We start from the raw sequence: 16,750 nt of genomic DNA, 5'->3' as shown, positions 1-16,750 counted from the left end.
GCCGATAGGGCCGGTGGCGTGGAAGTCGAAGAAGATCTGCATGAAGTGGTGGCAGACCACCACCCAGGCGGCGAACGCCCGCAGTGCCTGAAGCGAATACAGCATGAAATACTCTACGGCAAATCCGTCCCTTGGAAAAAACAACGCTTTATTCCATCCTGCGCTAAGTCAGGCATAAGCGGCGATGACGGCGCAGGCAACCTCGCCTACCCTCAAAGCAGCAAGCACCTGGCAAAAATACAAAAGGGAATAATAAAATAATTTTTTAGTATTTCCTGGCCTAAGCAGCCAACCCTATAGTCGCCACCCACCACTTAAACAACAAGCGCGGGGCTTTGACATGTCGAAATTCGCCAAACCGCTACTCAACGCCAGCCTGGCAATCCTGCTGGGTGCAGGCCTGCTCGGCCAGGCATTTGCCGGCGAACAATTGAAGACCATCCAGGAAAAAGGCGTGATCAACGTCGGCCTGGAAGGCACCTACCCACCCTTCAGCTTCCAGGACGAAAACGGCAAGCTGACCGGCTTTGAGGTCGAGCTCTCCGAACTGCTTGCCAAGGAGCTAGGGGTCAAGGCCAAGATCCAGCCGACCAAGTGGGACGGCATCCTCGCTGCGCTGGAGTCCAAGCGCCTGGACGTGGTGGTCAACCAGGTGACCATTTCCGAAGAGCGCAAGAAGAAGTACGACTTCTCCGAGCCCTACACCATCTCCGGCATTCAGGCGCTGATTCTGAAGAAGAAGGCCGAGCAGCTGAACATCAAGGGCGCGCAGGACCTGGCCGGCAAAAAGGTCGGCGTGGGCCTGGGGACCAACTATGAGCAGTGGGTGAAAAAGGACGTGCCACAAGCCGACGTGCGCACCTACGAAGACGACCCAAGCAAGTTCGCCGACCTGCGTAACGGCCGCATCGACGCCATCCTGATCGACCGCCTGGCCGCACTGGAATACGCGCAAAAAGCCAAGGACACCGAACTTGCCGGCGATGCGTTCTCACGCCTGGAGAGCGGCGTGGCACTGCGCAAGGGCGAGCCTGAACTGCTGGCAGCAATCAACAAGGCCATCGACAAGCTCAAGGCTGACGGCACGCTGGCCAAGCTGTCGGAAAAATACTTCGGTGCCGATGTCACCAAATGATCGCTGAAAGCCTGCAACTTGTTGTCGACTCCACGCCCTTCCTGCTGAAGGGCGCGGGTTATACGGTGCTGCTCAGCGTTGGCGGCATGTTCTTCGGCCTGGTGCTGGGCTTCGCCCTCGCGCTGATGCGGCTGTCGAAGATCCTGCCGCTGAACTGGCTGGCGCGGGTCTACGTGTCGTTTTTCCGCGGCACGCCGTTGCTGGTGCAGCTGTTCGTGATCTATTTCGGCATGCCGCAGATCGGTATCGAACTCGACCCGATCCCGGCTTCGTTGATCGGCCTGTCGCTGAACATGGCCGCCTACATCTGCGAAATCCTGCGCGCAGCGATCTCCTCGATCGACCGCGGGCAATGGGAAGCTGCTGCCAGTATCGGCATGACACGCGTACAGGCCATGCGCCGGGCAATCCTGCCACAGGCCTTGCGCACCGCTCTGCCACCGCTGGGCAATAGCTTCATCTCGCTGGTCAAGGACACTGCCTTGGCGGCAACCATCCAGGTGCCAGAGCTGTTCCGCCAGGCCCAGCTGATCACCGCACGTACCTTTGAAGTGTTCACCATGTACGTGGCGGTAGCGGTCATCTACTGGGTGCTGTGCAGCATCCTCGCGCACTTCCAGAACCGTATGGAAGCGCGGGTCAACCAGCATGACCAGGAGCACTGAGCATGATTGAAGTCAAAGGCCTGACCAAGCGGTTCAAGGGCCAGACCGTGCTCAACGGTATCGACATGACCGTCCAGCCCGGCGAAGTAGTGGCTATCATTGGCCCCAGCGGCTCGGGCAAGACCACCTTCCTGCGTTGCCTGAACCTGCTGGAAACGCCTGATGCCGGGCAGATCCAGCTAGGCGCCATCAGCATCGATGCAAACCGCCCGCTGGGTGGCCAGCAAAGTGCGATCCGCCGCCTGCGTCAGCAGGCCGGGTTCGTGTTCCAGAACTTCAACCTGTTCCCCCACCGCACCGCCCTGGAAAACGTGATCGAGGGGCCGGTGATCGTCAAGAAGACGCCCCGCGAGCAAGCCATCGAACTGGGCCGGCGCCTGCTGGCCAAGGTGGGTCTGGCGGGCAAGGAAGACGCTTACCCGCGGCGCCTGTCGGGCGGCCAGCAGCAACGGGTAGCCATCGCCCGCGCCCTGGCCATGGAGCCGGAGGTAATCCTGTTCGATGAACCCACCTCGGCGCTGGACCCGGAGCTGGTCGGCGAAGTGCTGGCGACCATCCGAGGCTTGGCCGAGGAGAAGCGCACCATGATCATCGTCACCCACGAAATGAGCTTTGCCCGAGATGTGGCGAACCGGGTGATCTTCTTCGACAAGGGTGTGATCGTGGAGCAGGGCGAAGCCAAGGCGCTGTTCGCGGCACCGAAGGAAGAGCGTACCCGGCAGTTCCTGCGCAAGTTCCTCGGCACCGCAGCTTCCGAATAAACCTGTTCCGGCCTCTTCGCGGGCAAGCCCGCTCCCACAGGTGTCGCACCGGTTTCAATACCTGTGCAGTACCTGTGGGAGCGGGCGTGCCCGCGAAAGGGCCGGCACATCTGTAACAAATCCCTCCTTCTATAGATATTCCAAAGAGTTAGTTCATAAACATTTTATAAAGCATTAGGGTATATAAACCGGACCACCGGACCAGCACACATCTGCCGCGACCAGCTGTAGCGGCATAACTACTTTGTGAGGTCAGGAATGGTCAGGATCACAATCACCCCAGTGCGTAACGCCAGGGCATTGAGTGCAGCCAAGGAGCGGTACTGATGTCCAGCCAGCCAAATAGCCAATTCCACAGCGATCTCGACAGCTCGCCCCTGCTGCTGCCGGCCAGCGTGCTGCGCAACGACGCAGAAGCCCTGCAAGCCGCCCGCGAACTGGCCGAGGTCGCTCGCGAGCAGGCCGCTCGCCGCGACCAGCAACGCAAACTGCCATGGGCCGAAATCGAGCTGTTCACCCGCAGCGGCCTGGGCAGCATCAGCGTACCCAAGGCGTTCGGTGGCCCCGACGTATCGTTCGAAACCGTAGCCGAAGTGTTCCGCGTGATCAGCGCCGCCGACCCCGCCCTGGGGCAGATCCCGCAGAACCAGTTCGGCATGCTGCAACTGCTGCGCCTGACGGCCAGCCAAGCGCAGCAGGCGCTGATTTTCCGCAGCGTGCTCGACGGCTGGCGCATCGGCAACGCCGGGCCCGAGCGCGGCACCAAGGACACGCTCACCCTCAATGCCCGCATTACTCGCGTTGGCGACAGCTATCGCATCAGCGGCGAGAAGTTCTATTCCACCGGCGCCTTGTTCGCCCACTGGGTGGCGGTCAAAGCCCTGGACGAGGAAGGCCGCCAGCGCCTGGCATTCGTGCGGCGGGGCAGCCCGGGGCTGCGCATCGTCGATGACTGGTCCGGGTTCGGCCAGCGTACTACCGCCAGCGGCACTGTGCTGTTGGACGAAGTGCCGGTAGACGCGGAGCTGGTGATCGACAACTGGCGCCAGCGTGATATCCCCAACATTCAGGGCGCGTCCTCGCAACTGATCCAGGCAGCGATCGACGCCGGTATCGCCGAAGCGGCCATCGATGATGCGATCAAGTTCGTCCGCGAGAAATCCCGGCCGTGGATCGAAGCCAATGTCGAGCGGGCTAGCGACGACCCTTATGTAATCGCTGACATCGGCCGCCTGAAGCTTGAACTTCACGCGGCAGAAGCATTGCTGCGCAAGGCTGCTCGGGTACTCGACGAGGTGAACGCCGCCCCGATCGATGCCGACTCCGCAGCACGGGCCTCGATCGCAGTGGCGGAGGCCAAGGTGCTGACCACCGAGATTGCCCTGCAGGCCAGCGAGAAGTTGTTCGAACTGGCTGGCAGCCGGGCCACCCTTGCCGAGTTCAACCTCGACCGCCACTGGCGCAATGCCCGCGTACACACCCTGCACGACCCGGTGCGCTGGAAGTACCACGCGGTGGGCGCTTACCACCTTAGCGGCACCCTGCCTGCGCGGCATTCCTGGATCTGATTTGCTGGCTTTGGGGCTGCTGCGCGGCCCTTCGCGGGCTTGCCCGCTTCCACAGGATTGCCACCGCTTGAACTGGCATCACTTTACCTGTGGGAGCGGGCAAGCCTGCGAAGGGCTGCGAGGCGCCCCCCGGAGAACTTTATGACAATCGCTATCATCACCAGCGACGCCCAAGCCCTGGCCGTCGCCGAAGACATCGCCCAGCAACTGCGCCGTGACAGCGCCCTGCGCGACCGCGAACGCCGCCTGCCACACGCCGAACTGGAGCTGTTCACCCGCTCCGGGCTGTGGGCCATCAGCGTGCCCAAGGCCTTCGGCGGTGCTGGAGTGTCCAACGTCACCCTGGCCAAGGTCATCGCCCGTATCGCCCAAGCCGACGGCTCGCTTGGGCAGATCCCGCAAAACCATTTCTACGGCCTGGAAGTGCTGCGGGTAAACGGCACGCCCGAACAGCAACAGCGGCTGTATGCCGAAGTGCTGGCTGGCCGCCGCTTCGGCAACGCACTGGCTGAACTGGGCACCAAGACCGCCAACGAACGCACCACCCGCCTGAGCCGTGACGGCGATGGCTTCCGCATCAATGGCCGCAAGTTCTACTCCACCGGCGCCATCTACGCCCAGCGTATCCCCACCTCGGTGGTGGACGATCATGGCGTGCAGCACCTGGCCTTCGTTCCGGCCGACAGCCAAGGCCTGCAGGTAATCGACGACTGGAGCGGTTTTGGCCAGCGCACCACCGGCAGCGGTTCGGTGGTGTTCGACAACGTGTATGTCAGCGCCACCGACGTGGTGCCGTTCCAGAGCGCTTTCGAGCGCCCCACCCCGGTCGGCCCGCTGGCACAGATTCTCCACGCCGCCATCGATACCGGTATCGCCCGCGCCGCTTATGAAGATGCCCTGCACTTCGTGCGCACCCGCAGCCGCCCGTGGGTCGATTCCGGCCTGGACAAGGCCACGGATGACCCCCTGACACTGAAAAGCTTTGGCCACCTGGCAATCCGTCTACACGCTGCCGAAGCACTGCTGGAACGTGCCGGCGAGTACCTCGACCGCGCCCGCGACGACAGCAGCGCCGACAATGTCGCCGCAGCCTCCATCGCCGTTGCCGAAGCTCGCGCCATCAGCACCGAAATATCCCTCGCCGCCGGTACTGCCCTGTTCGAGCTGGGCGGCAGCCAGGCGACGCTGGCCGAGCACAACCTGGATCGCCACTGGCGCAACGCCCGCGTGCACACCCTGCACGACCCGGTGCGCTGGAAGTACCACGCTATCGGTAACTATTACCTCAACGATGCCAACCCACCACGTCGGGGGACCATCTGATGGCCAGGCAGATCCTGCTCAATGCCTTCAACATGAACAGCATCGGGCACATCAACCACGGCCTGTGGACCCACCCACGGGACACCTCGCCCCAGTACAAGACCCTGGACTACTGGACCCGCCTCGCACGCCTGCTGGAGCGTGGCCTGTTCGACGGGCTGTTCATCGCCGATATCGTCGGCACCTACGACGTCTACGGGCAGTCACTGGACGTGACCCTCAAGGAGTCCATCCAGTTGCCGGTCAACGACCCACTGCTGCTGGTCTCGGCCATGGCTGCGGTCACCCGCCACCTGGGGTTCGGCCTTACCGCCAACCTGACCTACGAGGCGCCGTACCTGTTCGCCCGGCGCCTTTCCACCCTCGACCACCTGAGCAATGGCCGGGTGGGCTGGAACATGGTCACCGGCTACCTCGACAGCGCCGCCCGGGCCATGGGCCTGGAACAGCAACCCGAGCATGACCGTCGCTACGACCAGGCCGATGAATACCTGCAGGTACTGTACAAGCTGCTGGAAGGCAGCTGGGCCGATGACGCGGTGGTCGCCGACCGCCAGCAACGTGTCTATGCCCGGCCCGACAGGGTGCGCAAAGTCGAGCACCACGGCGAGTTCTACAAGGTCGACGGCTACCACCTGTGCGAGCCCTCGCCGCAGCGCACCCCGGTACTGTTCCAGGCCGGCAGCTCACCGCGTGGCCTGGCCTTTGCCGGCAGCCATGCCGAATGCGTATTCATCAGCGGCCAGGACAAGGCTGCCACCCGCTCTCAGGTCGACAAGGTACGTGCCGCAGCGCGGGCTGCCGGCCGTGACCCGCAGGCGGTCAAGGTGTTCATGGGCATCACGGTGGTGGTCGCCCCGACCGAGCAACAGGCCCAGGCCAAGCATGCCGAGTACCTGCGCCACGCCAGCGCCGAGGCTGGGGTTGCGCACTTCGCGGCATCCACCGGTATCGACTTCGCCGCCTATGAATTGGACGAGCCGATTGCCTTCAGCCAGGGCAACGCCATCCAGTCGGCCACGCGCCAACTGCAAGACAACGCCTGGACCCGCCGACGCCTGTTGCAGCAGCACGCCCTGGGCGGCCGCTACGTGACGCTGGTCGGCGCGCCCGACCAGGTCGCCGAACAGCTGATCGCCTGGATCGACGAAACCGGGCTGGACGGTTTCAACCTGACCCGCACCGTCACCCCGGAAAGCTTCGAAGACTTCATCGACCTGGTCATTCCGCAACTGCAACAGCGTGGCCGTTACAAGACCGCCTACGCCGAAGGCACCCTGCGCCAGAAGCTGTTCCACGCCGCGCACCCGCACCTGCCCGCCGACCACCCCGCTTCGACTTACCGCTTCACCCCATCCCCGACTGGAGCCCTGCACCATGCTTGAGAAACTGTTCCGGCCCGTCGCGGCCATCGCCATTACCCTCGGCATGGCCGCCACTGCCCTGGCCGCCGAACCCTTGAAGATCGGCACCACCTCGGCCTTTGCCATCCCGCTGGAGGCCGCCGTGGAAGAAGCGCACAAGCAAGGCCTTGAAGTGAAGCTGATCGAGTTCAGCGACTGGATTGCGCCGAATGTCAGCCTCAACAGCGGCGACATCGACGTGAACTACTTCCAGCACATCCCGTTCCTGGAAAACGCCAAGGCGGCTGCGGGCTTCAACCTGGTGCCGTACGCCCCGGGCATCATCAACAACGTCGGCCTCTACTCGAAAAGGTACAAAAGCTTCGCCGAACTGCCAGAAGGCGCCAGCGTGGCCATCGCCAACGACCCGATCAACAGTGGCCGCGGCCTGCAACTGCTGGCCAAGGCCGGTTTGATCACACTCAAGCCCGGGGTCGGCTATAAAGCCACCGAGGACGACATCGTCGCCAACCCGAAAAAGCTGAAGATCCTGCAAGTGGAGGCAGTGCAACTGGTACGTGCGTATGACGACGCCGACCTGGTGCAGGGTTACCCGGCCTACATTCGCCTGGCCAATAGCTTCGATGCAGGCTCGGCACTGCTGTTCGACGGCCTCGAGAACAAGGAGTATGTGATCCAGTTCGTCATTCGCCCGCAGAGCAAGGACGACCCGCGCCTGGCCAAATTCGTCGACATCTACCAACACTCGCCAACGGTGCGCGCAGCGCTCGACAAAGCCCACGGCAAGCTGTACCAGGCCGGCTGGGAAGGCTGACATGAGCCAGACCAGCGCGCTCAGGGCGCCCGTCACCTCATCACTACCGCTGACGGCCAGGGAGCAAGCCCTACGGCCGGAGGTCAATCAAGCCCATGTGCGCTTCATCGGCCTTGGCAAGACCTACCCGGGTCAGGCGCAGCCGGCTCTGCAAGGCATCGACCTGAACATTCGGCATGGCGAGATCTTCGGCATCATCGGCCGCAGCGGCGCCGGCAAGTCGTCGCTGCTGCGCACCATCAACCGCCTGGAGCAACCCAGCCAAGGCCGGGTGCTGATCGACCAGGTCGATATCGCGCCGTTCGACGAAGACCAACTGGTGGCGCTGCGTCGGCGCATCGGCATGATCTTCCAGCACTTCAACCTCATGTCAGCCAAGACCGTGTGGCAGAACGTCGAACTGCCTTTGAAGGTGGCAGGGGTGGCCAAGGCCGAGCGCCAGCGCAAGGTGCGCGAGCTACTGGAGCTGGTCGGCCTGCAGGAGAAGCACCAGGTATATCCGGCGCAGCTGTCTGGCGGGCAGAAACAGCGTGTGGGCATTGCCCGGGCGCTGGTGCATGACCCCGAGATCCTGCTGTGCGACGAGGCCACATCGGCGCTGGACCCGGAAACCACCGCCTCGATCCTTGAGCTGCTGCGCGACATCAACCAGCGCCTGGGCCTGACCATCGTGCTGATTACCCACGAAATGGCGGTAATCCGCGATATCTGCCACCGGGTAGTGGTATTGGAGCGCGGTGCTGTGGTCGAACAGGGCGAGGTCTGGCAAGTGTTTGGCTCCCCACGCCACGACGTCACCCGCACCTTGCTCGCGCCGTTGCAGGCCAGCCTGCCTGCCTCGCTGCAAGCCAGCTTGCGGGCCAGCCCGGCGAGCCGCGACAGTGCCGTGGTACTGAAGCTGACCGTGCTCGGCGAGCCAGAGCTATCCGCCCTGTTCAATGACTTGGGCGGCCGTGTGCGCTTGCTGCAGGGCGGCGTGGAAACCATCGGCGAGCATGCCTTGGGGCGGTTGATCCTGTCGGTGCGGCATGCGCCGTACGATACCCATCAGCTGTTGGAACGGGCCCGCCGCTGGGCCGAGGATGTGGAGGTACTGGGCCATGTGGTTTGACCGCCTGCTGCAAGGTTTGCTCGACACCCTCCTGATGGTTGGCGTGTCGTCGTTGATCGCCCTGCTGGTGGGGGTGCCGATGGCGGTGCTGCTGGTCACCAGCGACAAGGGCGGGATCTTCGCGGCGCCGCTGCTGAACCGGGTATTGGGCGCCTTCGTCAATCTGTTCCGTTCGATCCCGTTCCTGATCCTGATGGTCGCACTTATCCCCTTTACCCGCCTGCTGGTGGGTACTACCTATGGCGTGTGGGCGGCGGTGGTGCCGCTGACGATTGCCGCCACGCCGTTCTTTGCACGGATAGCCGAGGTCAGCCTGCGTGAAGTCGACCATGGCCTGGTGGAGGCCGCGCAGGCCATGGGTTGCAGGCGCTGGCACATCGTCTGGCATGTGCTGTTGCCGGAGGCACTGCCGGGCATCGTCGGGGGCTTCACCATTACCCTGGTGACCTTGATCAACTCCTCGGCCATGGCTGGGGCGATCGGTGCCGGGGGCTTGGGCGACATTGCCTATCGGTATGGGTACCAGCGTTTCGACAGCCAGATCATGCTGACCGTGATTGCCATGCTGGTGGCGCTGGTGGCGCTGATCCAGCTGGGCGGCGACCGCCTGGCGAAGGGCTTGAACAAACGTTGAGCATGACCTGGGGAATTTAGTGGGGCGTAAGTCGAGCGCCGCGCGGGCGGCGCTCGGACTCACAGGCGCTGCCCAACTTGCGCCATACCCTCAATCCCAGCGCAAATCCCCAGCCGGCACCGGTCGCCCGAACCAGTACCCCTGCCCCAGCTGGCACTGCTCTTGTAGCAGGAAGCTGGCTTGCTCCGCCTGCTCGATGCCCTCGGCATGCACCTGCATGCCCATGCTGCGTGCCAGGGCGATGATCACCCGTACGATCGCAATGTCATCTTCATCCAGCGGCAAGCCGGCAACGAACCCCTGGTCGATCTTCAGCTTTTGTACCGGCAAACGCTTGAGCCGCAGCAGCGATGAATAGCCGGTGCCAAAGTCATCAATGGCCAGGGTCACACCCAGTTCTCGCAAACGGTGCAGTTGCTCCAGCGCCACCTCCGGGTCTTCCATCACCGCGCTTTCGGTGACTTCCAGCTCCAGCAGGGCCGGGTCCAGGCCGGTTTCGTGCAGCACATCGGCCACTTGGCGGTACAGCTCGTGCTGGCCAAACAGGCGGCTGGAAATGTTCACCGCCACAAAGGCCAGCTGACGGCCTTCCGCTTGCCATTGCACCATTTGCCGGCATGCCTGGCGCAGCACCCAGGCGTCGATCTCGGCAATCAGCCCGGTGCGCTCGGCAATCGGAATGAACCCGCCCGGCGGCACCAGTCCACGCTGCGGGTGCTGCCAACGCACCAGCGCCTCGACGCCGACCTTGCTGCCGGTCGCCAGGTCGTGCACTGGCTGGTAGAACACCCGCAGTTCATCGTGCTCAAGCGCCCGGCGCAGCTCGCCGGCCGTCTCCACCCGGTGCTGGGCGTGGGCGGTCAGCTCTTCGGTGTACAACGCATAACACGCGCGGCCATTGCTCTTGGCCTTGTACAAGGCCGAATCGGCATTGCGCAGCAATTGCTCGGCACTCAAAGCATCGCTGGGGAACAGGCTGATACCGGCGCTGACACTGATGAACAGGCGATGGTCATCGAACAGGAACGGCTCGCGCATGCGCTCGATAACGCTTTGCGCCAGCTTGCCAGCCTGGCCGACCTGCTGGCAGTTTTCGGCCAATACGCCAAACTCGTCGCCGCCCAGGCGCGCCAACGTCACGCCAGCACCCAGCACGTCACCCAGACGTTCGCCCACCAGTTTCAGCAGCTGGTCACCGATGGTGTGGCCCAGGCCGTCGTTGATGCTCTGGAAATGGTCCAGGTCCAGCAACAGCAGGGCACACCCGCGCTTGTTGGCCTGAGCGGCGGCCACCGCCTGCTCGACGCGGTCGGTGAAAAGCAGGCGATTGGGCAGGCCGGTCAGCGGATCGTGGTGGGCCAGATAGGCCAGTTCCTGTTCCGAATGCTTGATCGCGCTGATATCACTGAACACCGCCACATAATGGCTCAGCTCACCCTCATCATCGCGGATGGCGCAAATGGTCTGCCATTGCGGGTAGATTTCGCCGCTTTTACGCCGGTTCCAGATTTCGCCGCTCCACTCGCCCTTCTCGGCCAGTGTGGCGAAGATCTGCTGGTAGAAGGCCAAGCCATGGCGGCCCGATTTGAACTTGTTCGGGCGCTGGCCAACGACCTCGTCCTGCTGGTAACCGGTGATGCGCATGAAGGCGCGGTTGACGTGCACGATCAGGCCCTGGCGGTCGGTCACCAGCACACCTTCCAGGGTGCTGTCGAATACCGCGGCGGCCATGCGCAGGCGCTCGCGGTCTTCACAACGAAGGCGGGCACCTTGGCCAATGAAATTGAGCAGGCGTACCCGCGATACATAGATCAGCACGGCGCTGAGCAGTACCCAGACCACCACGTTGATCTGCCGCCCCACGGTCAGTGCCAGGGGATCATCAGTCATGCTGTGCAGCACCACCTCGGCCAGCGCCAGCCAGAGGATCGAGAGCACCACATACAGCGCAGCCATGCGCAAGGCGTCGCGAACAGAAACAGACATGTCGGGTGCGATAGCCCATCAAGAAGGAGGGGGCATTATAAAGGCTGAAACATGCCGTGACCTCCTATCTGAACAGTTGACTGGTTTTATTTCCCTACCAAGGGATAATCACCCCTTTCCCCCGCATTACGAGGGTTTCTACACCTATGTGGTACAACGGCCTGCTCGACTTGTCGGCCTGGCAACTGGTCGGCATCACCCTGCTGATGACGCACGTGACCATCGTCAGCGTCACGGTCTACCTGCATCGCTACTCCGCGCACCGGGCGCTGGAGCTCAACGGTGTGCTCAAGCATTTCTTCCGCTTCTGGCTTTGGCTTACCACGGCACAGAACACCCGCGAGTGGACCGCGGTCCACCGCAAGCACCACGCCAAGTGCGAAACCCCCGACGACCCGCATAGCCCTGTACACAAGGGCCTGGGTACGGTGTTGCGCAAAGGGGCCGAGCTGTACCGCGAAGAGGCACGCAACCCCGAAACCCTGCGCATCTATGGCAAGAACTGCCCTGAAGACTGGATCGAGCGCAACCTCTACTCACGCTACAAGCTGGGCGGCATTGCGTTGATGGCGGTGATCGACCTGCTGTTGTTCGGCACCATCGGCATCACCATCTGGGCGGTGCAGATGATGTGGATCCCGTTCTGGGCCGCCGGTGTGGTCAACGGCCTGGGCCACGCGCTCGGCTATCGCAATTTCGAATGCCGTGACGCCGCCACCAACCTGGTGCCGTGGGGCATCGTCATCGGTGGCGAAGAACTGCACAACAACCACCACACCTACCCCAACTCGGCCAAGCTGTCGGTCAAGCGTTGGGAATTCGACATGGGCTGGGCGTGGATCCGCCTGTTCTGCCTGCTGCGCCTGGCCAAGGTGCAGCGCGTGGCGCCGATTGCCCACCGGGTCGCAGGCAAAGGCAGCCTGGACATGGACACCGCCATGGCCATCCTCAACAACCGCTTCCAGATCATGGCCCAATACCGCAAGCTGGTGATTGGCCCCCTGGTAAAGCAGGAACTGGCTCGCGTCGATGCCTCGGTTAGCCATCACTTCCGCCGCGCCAAACGCCTGCTCTCGCGTGAAACCAGCCTGCTCGAAGACCGCCATCATGTGCGCATCGAGTCGATGCTGGCGCACAGCCAGGCGCTGAAGACCATCTATGAGAAGCGCCTGGCGCTGCAGCAGATCTGGGCGCGTACCAGCGCCAATGGTCACGACATGCTGGCCGCCATGAAGGAATGGGTACATGAGGCCGAAACCAGCGGTATCCATGCCTTGCGTGACTTCGCAGCACAACTCAAGACCTACTCCCTGCGTCCGACTGGCGCCTGACCGCCGTTGATCGGTACGCCCCAGAGCGGGGCGTACCGCTTGGAACTTCCCCCCCTCCCGCTCACTCAAACTTGGCACATCGCCCGCGTGGCGGGCCGGATGCTGGCCGCACGCTTTCACGTTGAGACCCGCTTCGTGCTCATGGCCAAGAACATTCCAACCACACTGCCCGGCATTCCACCACCCGAGGCTGCCCAGACTTTACTGGCGTTACTGCATGCCCAAGGCGAAGTTGCCCGCCTGAGCGAGCGTGAACAGCTGTTCAGCTCGTTGCTCGACAGCGTCAACGCAGTGCTTTGGGCCTTCGATTGGGAAACCCGCCAGGTGCTGTACGTCAGCCCTGCCTACGAGCGCATCTTCGGCCGCCCTGCCAGCCTGGTGCTGGCCGACTACAACGAGTGGCGCGACAGTATTTACCCCGACGACCTGGAGTTCGCCGAACGCAGCCTGGCCCAGGTGCTGCTCAAAGGCGCGGTGGAAGACCGCGAGTACCGCATCATCAATGCCGACGGGCAGCTGCGCTGGTTGAGCGACAAGTGCTACATCAACCAACAGCGCGACGGCGACCGGGTGATCATTGTCGGCATCGCCGAGGACATCACCGAGAAGAAGCAGCTGGAAGGCGAACTGCAACGCCTGGCCACCACCGATGTGCTGACCCAGAGCAGCAACCGCAGGCACTTCTTCGAATGTGCCCAGCAAGCGTTCGACAGCGCCCGCGAAGACGGTACGCCACTGGCCTTCCTGTTGCTGGACATTGACGACTTCAAGTGCATCAACGACAGCTACGGCCACCAGGAAGGCGACCAGGTGCTGCAGCACATCGCCGACAGCGGCAAGGCTGTGCTACGCCGTGGCGACCTGTTCGGGCGCATTGGGGGCGAGGAGTTTGCGGCGGTATTCCCGGGTTGCGATGCGCAGGTAGCAGAGCAAATTGCCGAGCGCCTGCAGCGGCAGATCCAGCGTTTGAGCTTCAGCCATGGCGAACAGACTTACGGCGTGACGGTGAGCCAAGGGCTGACCGGGCTGACCGAGGAAGATGTGACCCTGGACAGCCTGTACGCCCGGGCCGATGCCGCGATGTACCAGGCCAAGCGGCAAGGCAAGAACCAGATCGTCCGCAGCTGACCCATCCCCCAGGTTCGGCAAGAATACGCTGCCCCCTGTGGGAGCGGGCAAGCCCGCGAAGGGCCGCAGAGCGGCCCCAAAATCTCAGCTGGGCGCTTCAGCCTCCGCCACAGGCGGCTCTTCCTGGGGCTTCACCTCAGGGTTATCCACCTTGCGCAGCCGTTTCAGCTCCGGCAGGCCCAGCTTCAGCAAGCGCGCGGTCTTGCCACTGGCCACTTTCTCCAGCCCCTGCTCGGCCGGCAGTCGCGATAACTGCCCCGCCAGGTTCATGGCCAGAATCTCCCTCGAATACACGCCGCCACCCAACTGGTAGATCGCCGCGATCAATTCGCGCAAGGCCAGCGGCAGACGCCAACGTGTACGTAGCGCCGAGCCGAACGCCGCCCCGAACTCATCCAGCGATTGCTGCACGTTGCGTTCGTCCAGCTCGCCCCCGGCCAACCGCCACTCTTGCAGGCAGCGCAGCACCGCCAGGTCGCCCAGGCAATGCAGCAACCCCGCGCAATAGCAGCGGCCTTCGTCCAGCTCGAGCATGCGCGCCAAGGTCCGACCATATTCGGCGGTATGCAGTGAAAGGTCCCAGTACCGGGCGGCGTGCTGCGCCAGCAACGGGTCGCTGAGCCGCGCGCTGCGCTTGAGGGTCATGCCCAGAATCAGGTTCATGCTCTGGGTACTGCCAAGCTTGTTCAAGGCCTGCAGCAACGTTTGCACTGGCGCTTCACGGTGCAGCGCGGCACTGTTGGCGGCCGCGATCAACACGGCGGTAACCTGCGGGTCGTTACGCACCTCCTCTTCCAGCACCTTGAGGTTCAGGCCCTGGGGATTGAGCGCGCGCTTGATCGCCAATTGCACATCAGCCAGCAGCGGCCCGCCATCGGCATTCGCCCGCCGCTGTTCCAGATAGGTGGGCAGGTTGGCACCCGCCTGCAAGGCCGGCACCGGGCAGGCGATTTCTTCGCCAACGGCCACCAGCAGCTCTTCCAGGCGCTTGCGCAGGGTATCCAGATTCAGCGGCTTGCTCAGGTAAGCCGTGGGGTGCAGCGGCAACGCTTCGCGCACGCTGGCGCTGTCGCTGCGGTTGCTCATGAGGATGAACGGCAGCGCCAGCCCCTTGGCGCGCACCTTGCGCAACAGGTCGAGGCCGTCGACACCGGCCAGCTCACGCGCGGCGATGATCAGGTCGGGTTTGCCAGCCAGCGCGCTGAGCGCCTGCGAGCCGTCTGCACACACCTGCAAGCGGGCGTCACAGCGCACGCTGAGCAGCATTTCGCTGAGCATGTCACGTACCCAAGGGTCGCCTTCGACAATCAATACGCTTGGTGGGGTGGGGTCTGCAGCGTTCATCGCCAACTCCTGAAAATCCCTGACACGCAGTCCTTCGCAGCTTCCTGAGCAAGTCCTTCCACAACCATAGCGCCACATGGCTTTTCATGGCACAAAAAAAACCCGCCGAAGCGGGTTTTTTCTGAAGCGTGTCACATCAAGCGATTTCAGCGAAGCACTCTTCGATGATAGCCAGGCCTTTGTCCAGCAGCGCGTCTTCGGCGGTCAGCGGAACCAGGATTCGCAGGACGTTGCCGTAGGTGCCGCAAGACAGCAGGATCAGACCCTTCTCACGTGCCTTGGCCACAACCTGGCCAACAGCAGCAGCGTTAGGGGTGTGAGTGCCCTTCTCGAACACTTCGACGGCAATCATCGAGCCCAGACCACGGACGTCGCCGATGATCGGGTGCTTCTTCTGGATTTCACGCAGGCCGGCGGTCAGGCGCTCACCCACAGCCTTGCTGCGGTCCAGCAGTTTTTCTTCTTCGAACACTTCGATCACGGCCAGGGCCGCGGCGCAAGCGATCGGCGAGCCGGCGTAGGTACCACCCAGGCCGCCTGGAGCGATGGCGTCCATGTACTCGGCCTTGCCGCACACACCCGCCAGCGGGAAGCCGCCAGCGATGGATTTGGCGAAGGTGGTCAGGTCAGGCGCAACGCCCATCTGTTCCATGGCGAAGAAAGTGCCAGTACGGCCAGCGCCAGTCTGTACTTCGTCGGCGATCAGCAGGATGCCGTGCTGGTCGCACAGGGCGCGCAGGCGCTTCATCAGCTCTTTTGGCGCTGGCAGGAAGCCGCCTTCGCCTTGTACAGGCTCGAGGATGATCGCGGCGATGTCACGCGGCTCGGCGTCGTTCTTGAAGATACGCTCGACCGAGGCAATGGCGTCGTCAACGCTGATACCGTGCAGTTCGCTCGGGAACAGGGCGCGGAAAATGCCGCCTGGCATCAGGCCCATGCCAGCGGAGTACGGCACGACCTTGCCGGTCAGGCCCAGGGTCATCATGGTACGGCCGTGGTAGCCGCCGGTGAAGGCGATGACGCCGGCGCGGCCAGTGGCGGCACGGGCGATCTTGACGGCGTTCTCAACGGCTTCGGAGCCGGTGGTGACCAGCAGGGTCTTCTTGTCGAAGTCGCCTGGTACCAGCTTGTTGATCTTTTCGCACAGCTCTACGTAGGGTTCGTAGGCCAGCACCTGGAAGCAGGTGTGGCTGACCTTGGTCAGCTGCTCTTGCACCGCTGCAACCACTTTCGGGTGCAGGTGGCCGGTGTTCAGTACTGCGATGCCGCCGGCGAAGTCGATCAGTTCGCGGCCTTCAACGTCGATCACGGTCGAGTTCTTCGCGGTGTCGACGAAGATCGGGTGGATCTGGCCGACGCCACGTGGGACGGCAGCTACACGACGTTGCATCAAGGATTCGTTGGTCTTGCTCATAATGCCCTCATTGCGCCGGTTGAATATGGCGCTTTTATTCGGGGGTGGCTGGGAGTGCTCGCGAACAGTATTCGTTGATCGACTGCCGTGAACGCCCTGGCCACCAGGTACTGCGATGTAAAAAAGGCCAGCGAGGCGTCGCTCTCGCGCCCCGCTGGCAGAGGTAAAACCT

14 protein-coding genes and 1 pseudogene are annotated in these 16,750 nt (G+C 63.2%); 11 read left to right on the top strand and 4 right to left on the bottom strand.

Going from position 1 to position 16,750, the window contains the following annotated elements:
• Positions 1–105 (bottom strand): annotated as a pseudogene (locus OO258_RS24435) (acyltransferase); the annotation flags it as partial.
• 235 nt (positions 106–340) lie between these two features.
• On the opposite strand from OO258_RS24435, the gene tcyJ reads away from it, so the two are divergent.
• The 9 genes from tcyJ (at position 341) to OO258_RS24390 (ending at position 9,375) form a co-directional block, all read left to right on the top strand.
• Positions 341–1,135: a cystine ABC transporter substrate-binding protein gene (tcyJ, locus tag OO258_RS24430; protein ID WP_266033683.1), complete on the top strand. Its 795-nt coding sequence runs from the start codon at positions 341–343 to the stop codon at positions 1,133–1,135.
• Entirely contained in the window at positions 1,132–1,800 is a 669-nt protein-coding gene (gene tcyL, locus OO258_RS24425; RefSeq protein WP_051099126.1) for a cystine ABC transporter permease, read from the top strand. Before tcyJ ends, tcyL begins: the two co-directional genes overlap by 4 nt.
• 2 nt (positions 1,801–1,802) lie before the next feature.
• Positions 1,803–2,561 (top strand): L-cystine ABC transporter ATP-binding protein TcyN, encoded by a 759-nt coding sequence (gene tcyN / locus OO258_RS24420; RefSeq protein ID WP_110744831.1) that lies wholly within the window; start codon positions 1,803–1,805, stop codon positions 2,559–2,561.
• A gap of 326 nt (positions 2,562–2,887) precedes the next feature.
• A complete protein-coding gene (locus tag OO258_RS24415; protein WP_266033676.1) occupies positions 2,888–4,129 on the top strand; it encodes an SfnB family sulfur acquisition oxidoreductase in 1,242 nt (413 codons plus the stop codon).
• 141 nt (positions 4,130–4,270) lie between these two features.
• Positions 4,271–5,452, top strand: a complete 1,182-nt coding sequence (locus OO258_RS24410; RefSeq protein WP_266033673.1) for an SfnB family sulfur acquisition oxidoreductase — start codon at positions 4,271–4,273, stop codon at positions 5,450–5,452.
• Entirely contained in the window at positions 5,452–6,837 is a 1,386-nt protein-coding gene (locus OO258_RS24405; RefSeq protein ID WP_266033671.1) for an LLM class flavin-dependent oxidoreductase, read from the top strand. Before OO258_RS24410 ends, OO258_RS24405 begins: the two co-directional genes overlap by 1 nt.
• Positions 6,830–7,630 (top strand): MetQ/NlpA family ABC transporter substrate-binding protein, encoded by an 801-nt coding sequence (locus OO258_RS24400; protein ID WP_266033668.1) that lies wholly within the window; start codon positions 6,830–6,832, stop codon positions 7,628–7,630. Before OO258_RS24405 ends, OO258_RS24400 begins: the two co-directional genes overlap by 8 nt.
• Position 7,631: 1 nt before the next feature.
• Positions 7,632–8,741, top strand: a complete 1,110-nt coding sequence (locus OO258_RS24395) for a methionine ABC transporter ATP-binding protein (protein ID WP_266033664.1) — start codon at positions 7,632–7,634, stop codon at positions 8,739–8,741.
• Complete coding sequence (locus OO258_RS24390; RefSeq protein WP_266033662.1) at positions 8,731–9,375, top strand: methionine ABC transporter permease; 645 nt, start codon at positions 8,731–8,733, stop codon at positions 9,373–9,375. The genes OO258_RS24395 and OO258_RS24390 overlap by 11 nt, the downstream gene beginning before the upstream one ends.
• Before the next feature lie 90 nt (positions 9,376–9,465).
• Here OO258_RS24390 and dibA read toward each other — a convergent pair whose 3' ends face one another.
• On the bottom strand, positions 9,466–11,361 hold the full coding sequence (dibA, locus tag OO258_RS24385) for a phosphodiesterase DibA (RefSeq protein WP_266033658.1): 1,896 nt from the start codon (positions 11,359–11,361) through the stop codon (positions 9,466–9,468).
• 146 nt (positions 11,362–11,507) lie between these two features.
• On the opposite strand from dibA, the gene desA reads away from it, so the two are divergent.
• Both desA and OO258_RS24375 read left to right on the top strand, forming a co-directional pair.
• Positions 11,508–12,692: a delta-9 fatty acid desaturase DesA gene (gene desA / locus OO258_RS24380; RefSeq protein ID WP_266033655.1), complete on the top strand. Its 1,185-nt coding sequence runs from the start codon at positions 11,508–11,510 to the stop codon at positions 12,690–12,692.
• Between the two features lie 99 nt (positions 12,693–12,791).
• On the top strand, positions 12,792–13,820 hold the full coding sequence (locus OO258_RS24375; protein WP_266033652.1) for a GGDEF domain-containing protein: 1,029 nt from the start codon (positions 12,792–12,794) through the stop codon (positions 13,818–13,820).
• A gap of 84 nt (positions 13,821–13,904) precedes the next feature.
• Here OO258_RS24375 and OO258_RS24370 read toward each other — a convergent pair whose 3' ends face one another.
• On the bottom strand, positions 13,905–15,164 hold the full coding sequence (locus tag OO258_RS24370) for a response regulator (RefSeq protein ID WP_266033648.1): 1,260 nt from the start codon (positions 15,162–15,164) through the stop codon (positions 13,905–13,907).
• Positions 15,165–15,300: 136 nt separating this feature from the next.
• Entirely contained in the window at positions 15,301–16,578 is a 1,278-nt protein-coding gene (gene gabT / locus OO258_RS24365; RefSeq protein WP_110744842.1) for a 4-aminobutyrate--2-oxoglutarate transaminase, read from the bottom strand.
• Between the last annotated feature and the right edge of the window lie 172 nt (positions 16,579–16,750).

It is taken from the genome of Pseudomonas sp. DCB_BI (genome assembly GCF_026240995.1).
In the GTDB taxonomy this organism is placed as follows: Bacteria; Pseudomonadota; Gammaproteobacteria; order Pseudomonadales; family Pseudomonadaceae; genus Aquipseudomonas.
This window is presented reverse-complemented; position numbering and strand designations above follow the sequence as displayed.